This window comes from Sphingopyxis sp. P8 (assembly GCF_020622175.1).
Taxonomy (GTDB): domain Bacteria; phylum Pseudomonadota; class Alphaproteobacteria; order Sphingomonadales; family Sphingomonadaceae; genus Sphingopyxis; species Sphingopyxis jiangsuensis.
Genome location: NZ_JACNMK010000001.1, coordinates 600,333 through 612,427 on the forward strand (window position 1 = coordinate 600,333; position 12,095 = coordinate 612,427).

Annotated in this window: 7 protein-coding genes and 1 tRNA gene; 2 read left to right on the top strand and 6 right to left on the bottom strand. The window is 61.5% G+C overall.

The genetic code is table 11. The features are described from left to right. Nucleotides 1–5 precede the first annotated feature (5 nt). The 4 genes from H7692_RS02985 to H7692_RS03000 form a co-directional block, all read right to left on the bottom strand. A complete protein-coding gene (locus H7692_RS02985; RefSeq protein WP_227339756.1) occupies nucleotides 6–797 on the bottom strand; it encodes a hypothetical protein in 792 nt (263 codons plus the stop codon). Nucleotides 798–826: 29 nt separating this feature from the next. After that, nucleotides 827–5,743, bottom strand: coding sequence for a type ISP restriction/modification enzyme (locus tag H7692_RS02990; protein ID WP_227339757.1), 4,917 nt, complete (start codon nucleotides 5,741–5,743; stop codon nucleotides 827–829). 260 nt (nucleotides 5,744–6,003) lie between these two features. Further along, a complete protein-coding gene (locus tag H7692_RS02995; RefSeq protein ID WP_227339758.1) occupies nucleotides 6,004–7,236 on the bottom strand; it encodes a tyrosine-type recombinase/integrase in 1,233 nt (410 codons plus the stop codon). A gap of 197 nt (nucleotides 7,237–7,433) precedes the next feature. Continuing rightward, a tRNA-Gly gene (locus tag H7692_RS03000) sits at nucleotides 7,434–7,507 on the bottom strand. A 173-nt stretch (nucleotides 7,508–7,680) separates the two neighbouring features. Here H7692_RS03000 and dinB point away from each other — a divergent pair. Continuing rightward, nucleotides 7,681–8,736, top strand: a complete 1,056-nt coding sequence (gene dinB, locus H7692_RS03005) for a DNA polymerase IV (protein WP_390881102.1) — start codon at nucleotides 7,681–7,683, stop codon at nucleotides 8,734–8,736. Here dinB and H7692_RS03010 read toward each other — a convergent pair. Both H7692_RS03010 and H7692_RS03015 read right to left on the bottom strand, forming a co-directional pair. Beyond that, complete coding sequence (locus tag H7692_RS03010) at nucleotides 8,729–9,202, bottom strand: hypothetical protein (RefSeq protein ID WP_222135994.1); 474 nt, start codon at nucleotides 9,200–9,202, stop codon at nucleotides 8,729–8,731. The two genes, dinB and H7692_RS03010, sit on opposite strands and share 8 nt — an antisense overlap. A gap of 70 nt (nucleotides 9,203–9,272) precedes the next feature. After that, nucleotides 9,273–10,868, bottom strand: a complete 1,596-nt coding sequence (locus H7692_RS03015; RefSeq protein WP_201925806.1) for a peptide chain release factor 3 — start codon at nucleotides 10,866–10,868, stop codon at nucleotides 9,273–9,275. A gap of 77 nt (nucleotides 10,869–10,945) precedes the next feature. On the opposite strand from H7692_RS03015, the gene H7692_RS03020 reads away from it, so the two are divergent. Further along, the gene (locus tag H7692_RS03020; protein WP_201925808.1) at nucleotides 10,946–11,584 is read left to right on the top strand and encodes a hypothetical protein; all 639 of its coding nucleotides are present in this window, start codon (nucleotides 10,946–10,948) and stop codon (nucleotides 11,582–11,584) included. The last annotated feature ends 511 nt before the right edge of the window (nucleotides 11,585–12,095 follow it).

Sequence of the window (12,095 nt, forward strand, 5' to 3'; positions counted from 1 at the left end):
TTTTGTTAGTCGCGCTCCCAAGACTGGAAGGCGTCGAAAATCCCCTTTGCATGAAGACGAATGGCTGAATCGGATGGATATACGTCTTGGCTTCCCAACCATCCTGCCAATTCTCGGCTAACGTCGGCGATCGTCTTCGGTTTCAGGTCGCCTCGATAATAGCGCCCGGCGATCTCCAGCGCAGCACTTTCCCAATCCGCCACCGCTGGTCGTCCGCCTCTATTCGCCACTGGCGTAGAAACATCGGAATCATCATCACAAAAATCTTCTACGGCCGGAAATCGTGGATAAATGCTAATGTCCCAAGCCGAATACCACTCCTCAAAATAATCTCTATCGGTGCTCGCGGTCTCGGGTGGACAAATGGCAGTCGAAAAACGGTTATCCAGATACGCCCATTCATATATGTCGCAATCTGTCAGTTCCAGTTTCTCAAGATTTACAAAGGATGCTGGAAACTCATGATTTTTTAGCGCTTGCGCTTCTTCCGAAATTGCGTCGGCTAAAACTTGCCAGCGATTAGGCACCAAGACCTCATTTGAGCCCTCTAGGCTGTAGTAATTTCCCCATTGATACTTTCGCCAACGGAAAAACCCGCTAGCCGTCACCTCATTCCGGCAAAGCAGCCTCAGCATTGCACGATGAGCGTTTGGCACGCCTTCTAGCGCCAGTCGGCTGACCGCTTCGCCTAAACCCATCTCAACCGGCGACTTGTATCCGTCGGGACCGTAGAAAAGCCACTGCCATGTGCGCAACACCTCTAGCGCTCTGCTATCCTCCACATCCGATGCCGTCATCGTTCCTCCTTTTGGAAAGCAGTCGATATTCAATCAATCTCCAGCCTCGGAAGCGCCCGCACGATCTTCATCGTTTCCAAGCTGACCGTAATCACCCGCTGGAACAGCAACAGCGGATAGGCCGGATCGCCGACCGTCTCGATGGCGTAGCGATTGGCGTCATTGACGATGCCGCTGGCCTTGTCGGTTTTGACGCACTGGCGCTCCATCACCCATTCGAGCGCGGGTTTGCCGTTGACCACATAGTCATAGGCCTCCAGCGGAATGCCGGTGATGGTGATGCGCGGATTGTAATGCACCACCGTCTTGTCGAGATTGGGGCGCTTGCCGCCGAATTTCATTTTATCGACGCGGTAGAATTTCACCGGATCGGGAATATTGGCCAGTCTCAGATCGCCCTCGGCGATGGTGACGGGAAAAGGCTCGGCGCTGTCGAAATCGCAATGCAGATCGCCCAGCCGCTTCCCCGCCTCGACAAAGGCCCAAAAGTCCGCCGCCTGTTTTACGGCCGGGATGCGTGGCAATTGCTTGGACAGATTATCGGCAAAGCGGGCGCGGTAGTCCTCACTATGCAGCAGCCCATACGCGTAATGAAACAGATCATCCTTTGTGATCGGCTCGCCCGGATAGGCGGCTTGAAAATGCGTCAGCCCTTCGTCGGTGATGGCATCGCGCCGTTTGCCCGGCGCGGATGAGGCGGCGGCAAACAAACCGCCTTGCGTCGCGCCGCTGCCCGGATCGCCGCCGTCATTAAAGAGATAGCGGGGAAAGCATTGCGAACCCTCAATATCCACCATGTGCAGGCTGGGGACTGCTACAGTCATCATCGTGCTAAAGCCGACTTTTTCACCGCCACCTGAGACGCAAATCACTCGATTGTTCGCAATCTCGCCCATCGGGAAGATGCGCGGCATCTGGTAAACCCTCTCGTTGAACGTGCGGCTGTAATAGAGCCATTGATGCGTGAAGGGGCGATAGAGGCTCGGGGTCAAACACGAGGCATCGAACGCGGCGGTTTTGCCCTTGGCCAAATCCTCTTTGATATTGTGCGTCCAACTGATCTTCGTCGGGTCTGTGTCGATAAACTTATCCAAGGCCGCGCCGCGGGCCTTGCGGTCTGCATGAGGGTGTGCAGCATCGAAGCGCGACAATTCATCATTATAGACGCTGATCATCGCAGCCATGTTGTGCTCGACGGCAGCGCGGCTGGGATTAACGCACCACGCATCGCGGTTTGTGACGACGCCCAGCGAAAAATTCTCAAACAGCTTTGCGCCCTCGCTTTTCTTGTCACCCAGCGGCAGGAAGGCGTCGAACGCCTTGTCGCGCTGACCCAGCCAGTCACCATGCTCGTCGGGAGTGATCGCAAGCCAGCCGTTCGCGCGGGCGATGCCGCTGATACTGCCGAAGCGAGCGATGGCCGCCAGCTTGTCCTCGCGGGTCAGATAATCGCCGATATCGTGAAAACGAATTTGGCCTTTCGCGGCGGCATCGGGATTTTTCACGAGCAGGGCGATAGCGACCGGCGTGCGCGTTCCTTGCCCGAATACATTGTCCTTTTCCCTGCGGCGTTGCTCGCCTGACGTGCGAGCATTCCCGCGCAAATGGAACACATGGATGCTGGAAAACTCATCGGTCAGGCATTGCCGCAAGCCATCGGCGGTGTTGGCGTCCAGCCATCCCGCGTTCGACACATAGGCGACTACACCCGCATCGCCAATCCGGTCGCTGGCCCAGCGGATCGCGCGGATATAGCTGTCATACAACCCCTTGGCCAAGGTTGCCTTGGACCGCTTGGCATAGGTTTCGCGGATGCGCGCGTCGAGCCGGGGATATTCGACGTTATCAGCGTTATCATTCTCGCTTTTCTGCCCCACCGAATAGGGCGGGTTGCCGATGATGACGCGAATATCCAGTTCCTTTTGCCGCGCGCGGCGATGGCTGTTGTCGGGCATCAACTCAGCCAGCATGTCCTTTTCCTGCTCGTAAAGCTGGAAGGTATCGGTCAGGCAGATGCCGCCGAATGGCTGGTAATCGCCGCCCGAAAGGCTGTGATAGACCGCCTCGATATTGATCGCCGCAATGTAGTAGGCAAGGAGCACAATCTCGTTAGCGTGGATCTCATGGGCATATTTGTGCGCCAGCTCATCCGGCCGGATCAGCCCCGATTGCAGCAGACGCGTGATAAACGTGCCAGTGCCGGTGAAGGGGTCCATGATATGCACCCCCTTGCTGCCAAGGGTCTGACCAAATTCGGATTGCAGCACCTCGTTGACCGAATGGATGATGAAATCCACCACCTCGACGGGCGTGTAAACGATGCCCAGCCGCTCGGTCATCCGGGGGAAGGCGTTGCGGAAGAATTTGTCGTATAGCTCGACAACGATCTTCTGTTTGGCCCCGGCGTCATCGATGCCCGCCGCGCGCCTTTTAACGCTGTCATAGAAGCGCTGGAGACTGTCGGCCTCCTTATCCAACCGATGCTCGTCGAGCGCCTCCAGCACCGCTTCCATCGCCTTGGAGACGGGATTGTTGCGGGCAAAGCTGTATCCCTCGAACAGCGCGTCGAACACCGGCCGGGTGATCAAATGCTGGGCCAGCATCTCAATGGCCTCGCCAGCGGTGATGCTGCCATTCAAATCGTCACGAATTTCGGCAAGGAAGCCGTCGAACGCGGCGCGTTCGGGCGTATTGGGCTTTTCGACCAATGCCGTGATGCGCGTGATATGCGTCTGGGCGATCTTGGCGATATCCCCCGCCCAATCCTCCCAATAATCACGCCGCCCGCATTTCTTGACGATCTTGGCCATGATCGCGCGCGAAAACTCGTCGAAAACGAATGCCGACTGGTTTTCGCTCCCGCCGCGCGGGGTGCTGTCGCCATCGCCGCGTTCGCCGTCGTCGCCGCCTGCTCCACCGCTGCCGATATGACCGCCGCCGCCCTGCTTGGCTTTGGCCGTCGGCAATTTATTGCTGACCGCGACCACTTCGATATGATCGCTGATATCGACGCCAAGGTCCGCCTGATTGAGCCGCGCGTCAAAACGCTCGTCGTGGCTGCGAAGCGCGTTCAGGATTTGCCAGACGACACGATAGCGCTCGTTGTCATCCAGCGCCTGTTCGGGCGTCACACCGGCCGGGACACCGATCGGCAGAATGACATAGCCCAGCTGCTTGCCCGGCGCGCGGCGCATCACGCGTCCAACCGATTGCACCACGTCAATCTGGCTCTTGCGCGGGTGCATGAACAGGATCGCGTCGAGCGCGGGCACGTCCACGCCTTCGGACAGGCATCGCGCATTGGACAGGATGCGCGCTACGCCTTCGCCTGCATCCTCTTTCAGCCAGTCCAGATGCACACCGCGTTCTTTCGCGCCCATGGTGCCGTCAACATGGTGCAACTGGCATTCGAGCACGGCAGCGTCGCCCATGGCGTCCCGCCCCTCGTCCGACGCCAGATATTCGCTTACGACATTGGCAAATTCGGTGCGGACCAGTTTGGACGCGGCGATATCCCGACAAAAGGCAAGCGCGCGGCGCATCGGCTGCGCATCGGTCAGCAGCTCGTCTTTCAGACCGTTCTTGGTCAGCGCCTTATAGCAACCAATGATCTTGGTCGCGTCGTCGAGCTTCAATTCGGTGCCGCCGTCGGCCAGCCGGTGCTGCACGCCGCCCGATACCATGGCTTCGTCCACTGCTAGCACCAGCACCTTATAATCGGTCAGCAAGCCATTCTCGACCGCCCAGCCGAAGCCCCGCGCGAACAGCGTTTCGCCGTAAAGCGCCGGATCGTCCATCGATGCCAGTTCGGCCGATGCTTCGCTGGCCTTGGCCTTCACCCCTTCGCCAAATACGCGCGGGGTCGCGGTCATATAGAGGCGTTTCCGGCCGCCGATGAAATCCTGATTGTGGACTTTGACGAAATTGCTTTCGTCCTCACCCGCCAACGTCGCGCCGGTCGTGCGGTGCGCCTCGTCGCAAATGATCAAATCAAATTCGGGGAAGCCGTGCCGCTTTTGCGCGTCGCTGATAACTTGAATCGATTGATAGGTGGAAAACACCACGGTCATACGGTCGGGGGCCGGAGCGTGCGCCCGGCTGGCCAGCTTCGCGGCATTGGTCGTCGCAGGATAATCCAGATCGTGCAGCTCGACTTCGGCCACGTCGTCGGCATCGCGGCGACGCTTGCCCACCTGCACGTCCGAACAGACGGCATAGGATCGCAGCGGGGTCGCGCTATCGATGGTCCATTCGCGGATCGTCTGGCTCATCAATGCAAGCGATGGAACCAGCACAAGCACGGTCTTGCCCGGCCCTGCCATCGTTTCGGCGATCTTCAGCCCGGTAAAGGTCTTGCCGGTGCCGCACGCCATGATCAGCTTGCCCCGGTCGGCGTCGGCCAGCCCGGCCTGCACCGCCGCGAGCGCGTCCTGTTGGTGCGGTCGCAGCGTCTTGGGCGCGGCGACCTTGATTTCCTCGCGCTGGAACCATGCCGTCCAGTCAAGCGGGCTTTCCTCTAGCCGGTCTAGCCCAATCCGGGTGACGTTCAGGTCATCCAGCAACGCTTCGGCATTGCTGCTCCACGGCGCGCCGGTCGTATCGAACACAAGCCCGCGCGAAAAATGGCGCGTCGCGCTGCTGGCAAGGAAGCTGTCGATATCGCCTTTCTGGATGCGATAGCCTTCCGCATAGAATTTGCACTGGATCGCGCAAAAGCTGTCCTCGCCGCGAATCTTGGCGACCAGATCGATCCCGATATCCTTGCCGTCGAGCCGCTGCGCCTTCGCCCAATCGGTGAAGGTCCAAACGTCCTCATATTCCTGGGCCATGCCCGGATCATTTTTGATAAACGCCAGCGCCAGCCGCTCGAAATATGTTCCCTTTTCGCGCTCGGTCTTTGCCGCCAAGCGATATTGGGCAAGAAGCTGGCGAAGCGGTGTATTCATTTGAAATTGCCTCCCGAAGACAGCGGATGCCTAACCGCGAAGCACGGAAGCGCCAAGATATTCTTGCGCGTGACGAAAAGATCAAAATTCAGCTGCCTAAAACGCTCACGCGCGCGCGGGCGAGAAACTGTGTTAGCAGTATCAATCGAGATTAGGCCCGGTGTCCGTTTTGAGCGACCAAGAGAATATACCTCCCCCCTCCCGCCCGATGACGGAGCATGCCCTACCCGCCTTTGGGCAGGTGCAAATGATCGTCGGTTTTAGGTGGCCATTCTTTCCGCGAGCACGACAATATCGGCACCTTTCCGCAGTTGGTCCAAATGGTCACTCCACCACTGCGCCATTTCGATTCGCTCCTGCCAATGCGCGCCGCGATGATAAGCTGCGCGCACCTTGTCGGTATCTCCGTGTGCCAACGCGCGTTCGATGGCGTCCGGGTGCCATTTGCCCGACTCGTTGAGTAATGTTGAAGCCATCGCTCGGAAGCCGTGCGCGGTCATTTCGTCGCTGGAATATCCCAGCCGCCGCAATCCGGCATTGATTGTGTTTTCGCTCATGGGGCGCTGGCGCGTTCGGATTGACGGGAACACATAGCCGACCGGCCCCGTGATCGAATGGATTTCACGGAACAGCGCAACCGCTTGGCGCGAAAGCGGCACGCGATGGTCCTTGCGCATTTTCGTTTTCGCGGCCGGTATGGTCCACAGCGCGCCGTCAACGTCGATATCTTCCCATTCGGCGTGTCGCAGTTCCCCCGGCCGGACGAAAACGTGCGGGGCCAACTGCATCGCCAACTTGGTCAGGCCATGGCCCCCATAACCTTCTATCGCGCGCAGCAACTCGCCGACACGCTTGGCTTCGGTGATTGCTCCATAGTGGACGACGCGCGGGGCAGTCAGCGCACCGCGAAGGTCGCGCGTCGGGTCCGACCGAAGGCGCGCCGTCGCGATAGCGTATCGGAACACCATGCTCGCAAGTTGCAATGTTCGCCGCGCGCTTTCCAGATTGCCGCGCCGCTCGATCTTGCGGACGGCCTCCAGCACGTCCGCAGGCTCAATTTCGTTAATAGGCATCCGACCGATTGAGCCGCGCAATTGGCTCAGCAAATATTCGCTTCGGGTTGCCGTTGCCGGTGCCCAGCCGTTGTCGCCATCACGCTTGCGCTTGTCGCAATATTCTTCGGCAATGCTCGCAAAGCTATTGCCCGCCATCACCCGCGCTTGACGAATTTCGCGCTGCTTTTCGCGCGAAGGGTCTTTGCCCGCCGCGATCAGTTCGCGCGCATCGTCCCGGCGTCGGCGCGCCTCGCTCAAGCTAACTTCGGGATACGTCCCCAGCCCCAGCTTTTTTTCTCGCCCGTCGATCCTGTATTTCAACCGCCACAGCTTGCCGCCGCTCGGCTGAACCAAAAGGAACAGCCCAAGCGAATCGCCCAGCTTGAACGGCTTGGCCTTTGGCTTGGCATTGCGGATTGCCACGTCTGTCAGGGCCATAAATCAGCGCCTTTCCCATTCGTGGCCCCCAAATGGGGCCACCCCCATTCACTTCGTGGCCCCCGGCCCCCAAAGTGGCCCCCAACAGGGAGCGGTTATATCCGGCCGATAGTGAACGCCACCGACCGCTCAGGCATGGAAATACGCTATTTTCTGCGCCGATTCCAGACGCAAATGAACAATGATGTATGAGAAATTGGAGCGGGTAGCGGGAATCGAACCCGCCTAGCTAGCTTGGAAGGCTAGAGCATTACCACTATGCTATACCCGCGTATCCAAGGCTGGCGGCGATTGCCAGTTTGACCGGCCGCCGTCAAGCACCTGCGCGCCCGGATGTTGAGAACATTTTGGCAACATGCTAGATCGCGGCGCGTGGACGAACCCGACGACATCGATGAGAGCGACATTGCCACCGACGCGGTGCGCAAGATCATTCATGTCGACATGGACGCCTTTTACGCGTCGGTCGAACAGCGCGACAATCCGGCGTTGCGCGGGCGCCCTGTCGCGGTTGGCGGCTCGTCGCGGCGCGGGGTGGTGGCTGCCGCCTCCTATGAAGCGCGCAAGTTCGGCGTGCGGTCGGCGATGCCGAGCGTCACGGCCAAGCGCCAATGCCCCGAGCTGGTCTTCGTCCCCCCGCGCTTCGAGGTGTATCGCGAGATTTCGCACCAGATCCGTGCGATTTTCCGCGACTATGCCGACGAGGTCGAGCCGCTGTCGCTCGACGAGGCCTATCTCGATGTCAGCCGCGACAAGGCCGGGCTCGGTAGCGCGACCGCAACCGCAAAGCTGATCCGACGGCGCATCCGCGACGAAACCGGCCTCACCGCCTCCGCCGGCGTTTCGTACAACAAGTTCATTGCGAAGCTCGCGTCGGATCAGAACAAGCCCGACGGGCTGACGGTCATCCCGCCCGGCAAGGGCGCGACCTTCGTCCAGACGCTGTCGATCCGCCGCTTCCACGGTATCGGCCCGGTGACCGCGGCGAAGATGGAGGGGCTGGGCATCTATTCTGGCGCCGACCTCGCCGCGAAGGACATGTCGTGGCTCGCCGCGCATTTCGGCAACAGCGCCGAATGGCTCCATAATCTGGCGCGCGGAATCGACCATCGCCGCGTCAAATCGAACCGCCCGCTCAAATCGCTCGGCGGCGAGCGCACCTTTTTCAACGACCTCGTCACCGACGCCGAGATCCGCGAGGCGCTCGCGCATGTTTGCACGGTCGTGTGGGATCGCGCGGCGAAGAAGGGCGCACGCGGGCGCACGGTGACGCTCAAGCTGCGCTACGCCGATTTCCGCACGATCACGCGGGCGAAGTCGCTGGCGGCGCCGGTGGCCGACGGTGCCGCGCTGCTCGCCGCAGGCGAGGCAATCCTCGCGCCGTTGCTGCCGACCGAACAGGGTATCCGCCTGCTCGGCTTGACGCTGAGCAAGTTCGACGGCGAGAGCGATACGGCCGCTGACGAGGCAGCGCCCGCCGACCTATTGAGCCTTATTTGACCGTCGCGAGCGCGGGCGCGAAACGCTTGAGCGCCGCCTTCATTTTCGGCGATAGCGACGCATAGCTGCAGCGGATGAGCATTTCGTCCATCACTTGCATTTCCTCGCGAAACGGCGCGCCGACGCGGTAGAGCGCGCGGTCGGGTCCCGTCGACTTGACCCGGAAATAGCCCGCGCCGTCGAACCCGCCGAACTGCATCTGCGTAAAGCCGCCCCCGACCGCGCGCGTCTGTGTGATCGGCTGCAATTCTGCCGCCGGCCCCATGTTGCCGTTGGGACCGTAATAATAGAGCGAGCCCCAGCGCTTTCCGTCGAAGACATAGCCATGGCGCACCGTCGCGCATTTCTGATTGTCGTTGGTCCAGAAACCCTTGGCAATCGGCAGGCTGATCGCCGATTGTGCCATCACGGGCGCCGCCACCGCGCCCAGCAGCATTGCCGCTCGAATCCCACGCCGTCCGTCCATCGCGCTTCTCCCCGCACGTCCGACCCGAGGGAATGATTAGCTTGCGGCAAATACAGCGCAAGCGTTTCGTTCACGCCGCCGGAGCGAAAACGCGTTCCTTGGTCGCGGTGAAGCGGATCTGCGGGTGGCGCTGCGTCACATAGCCGACTTCCCACGCATCCTTCGCCATGAACACCGGCGCGCCGTCGCGGTCGGTTGCCGACGCGCCGCGATGATCGGCCTGGAACGCCTTCAATGCGGCGGCATCGTCGCTCGCGATCCAGCGCGCCGTGTCCCACGGACTCGCTTCCAGCTTCGCCTCGACCTTATATTCGGCCTCGAGCCGGCTGATCAGCACTTCGAGCTGGAGCTGACCAACGACGCCAACGATCATGTTCGCGCCGATTTCGGGATAGAAGACCTGGATGATCCCCTCCTCTGCCATGTCGTCGAGTGCCTTGCGAAGCTGCTTGGTCTTGGTGGGGTCGACCAGCGCGACGCGGCGCAGGATTTCGGGCGCGAAGTTCGGCAGGCCGGTGATGGTGATGTCGGTGCGTTCGGACAAGGTGTCGCCGACGCGCAAGGTGCCGTGGTTCGGAATGCCGATGATGTCGCCGGGGAAAGCCTCCTCGGCCATTTCGCGGTCTTGCGCGAGGAAGAGCATCGGGCGGCTTATCGCGATCGCCTTGCCGGTCCCCCCTTGGGTGAGACGCATTCCGCGCTCGAACTTCCCCGAGCAGAGCCGCATGAAGGCGATGCGGTCGCGGTGCGCGGGGTTCATGTTCGCCTGCACCTTGAACACAAAGCCGGTGACGGCTTCATCGCTGGGCTCGACCGGCGCGGGCTCGGCGGGCTGCGGCTGCGGTCCCGGCGCATGGCGCGCGAGCGCGGCGAGCAGGTCGATGACGCCGAACTCCTTGAGCGCCGATCCGAAATAGACCGGCGTCAGGTCGCCATTGCGATACGCCGCGGCGTCGAACGGCGCATAGCAGGCGGAGGCAAGCTCGGTCTCTTCGCGAAGGTGCGCGAGCGCGTCGGCGCTGAGCCTTGCGGCGAGCGCCGGATCGTCGAGCCCCGCCACGCCAGTCCTGTCGCCCTCATACATGCGCGACGCATCGCCGCCGGGCTGCATGATTGCGGGATCGACGAGATCGTAAATCCCCTCGAATTGCCCGCCCATGCCCGCGGGCCAGTTCATCGGGCAGACGTCGAGCGCGAGCCGGTCGGCAACCTCGTCGAGCAGTTCGAACGGCGGCAGGCCTTCGCGGTCGACCTTGTTGACGAAGGTGATGATCGGCACCGAACGCAGGCGGCAGACCTCGAACAGCTTCAATGTCTGCGGCTCGATGCCCTTGGCGGCGTCGATCACCATCACCGCGCTGTCGACCGCGGTCAGCGTGCGATAGGTATCCTCGCTGAAATCCTCGTGCCCCGGCGTGTCGAGCAGGTTGAAGACGAGCCCCGCATGTTCGAAGGTCATCACCGACGAGGTGACGGAAATGCCGCGCTGCTGTTCGATCTTCATCCAGTCGGAGCGCGCGCGCCGCGCCTGACCGCGCGCCTTCACCTCGCCCGCCATATGGATCGCCCCGCCCGCGACGAGCAATTTCTCGGTCAGGGTCGTCTTGCCCGCGTCGGGGTGCGAGATGATGGCGAAGGTGCGGCGTTCGGGATGCGTCTGGGACATGGCGCGGGCGGTTAGCAGGCGGCGACGGATGTGGAAAGAGGCTGGCGTCCGGCGTGCGGGGCGCGCATGGTCAGCCGATGCGAATGCTGCCCCTCGTCGTCGCCCTGATCGCTGCTCCGGCCGCTGCGCAGCAACCGCCCTTCGTCGGTGAATATTATCTTGCCGAAGGGCCCGATGTCGCGGGCGGACTGCTCATCCGTGCCGACGGACGCTTTCAATATTTCCTTGCAGCGGGCGCGCTCGACGAACGCGCCGAAGGACGCTGGGAGCTGCACGGCGACCGGATCTGCCTGACCACCGAACCCAAGCCGGTGCCGCCCGCGATGACCAAGGGGCCGCCACTTGCAGTCGACGGCGTGGTTCCGACGCTGCTCGTCACCTGGCCGAACGGCAATGGCATCCCCGGGGTCGATTTCGTGATCGGCTTCGACAACGGCGATCCGATCGAGGGCTATACGCAATATGACGGCTGGACGATGCCCGAAGACGATCCGCGCGTTCCGCGATGGGTTGGGCTTACCGAACCCATCTACAACATTACCGCGCCGCGCTTTGACCTGTCCGAAGGCGATGACGGAAAGCTGCGCGTCATAATCGTGCCGAACGATATCCGCGTCGTCGGTTTCAGCGATGCGTGCCTCGAAGCGACGGAGCGCGGCGTGACGCTTCATCGCGCAGAAGGCACGATGCGGTTCGTCCGGCGGCGCGAGGATTAGGGTAGAGACCGGCCTGTGCTGTCGTCGGCATCCTTCCAAAGTTCAGGAATGTTCGGCCCAATGCGCGCCGTTTTTTCGTGCCCGGCGGACATGCCGCGTCCGGTTGCTGCCCGTCCCGGCAACGCGGGGCGGCGATCCTTTATCCGCACATTGAAAGAGCCGGGACGAAGACGGGCATAGCCACTCAATGTAGGACAGCGGACTTTTTGCGCTGAGGATGTCCGCTTCGGGGTGGAATTTGCCGCAAATTCCTCCCTGTGGCGAAGCCATGGGGAGGGGGACCGCTCGCGAAGCGAGGGGTGGAGCGGCCGCGACGTTGCGCCATTAGCCCCTCCGTCAGCCCTTCGGGCTGCCACCTCCCCATGCCTGCGGCACAGGGAGGATCTGATGGCCGCAACCGGTCGTTTCCCACCATCCGATCAGGGTCGGCAACGAACAACCACCGAGTGTGGACGGCAATGCTTGGCCCCGCCGTAGATGTTCGTTTCGAAGTCGCTTTATACCCCCTTCC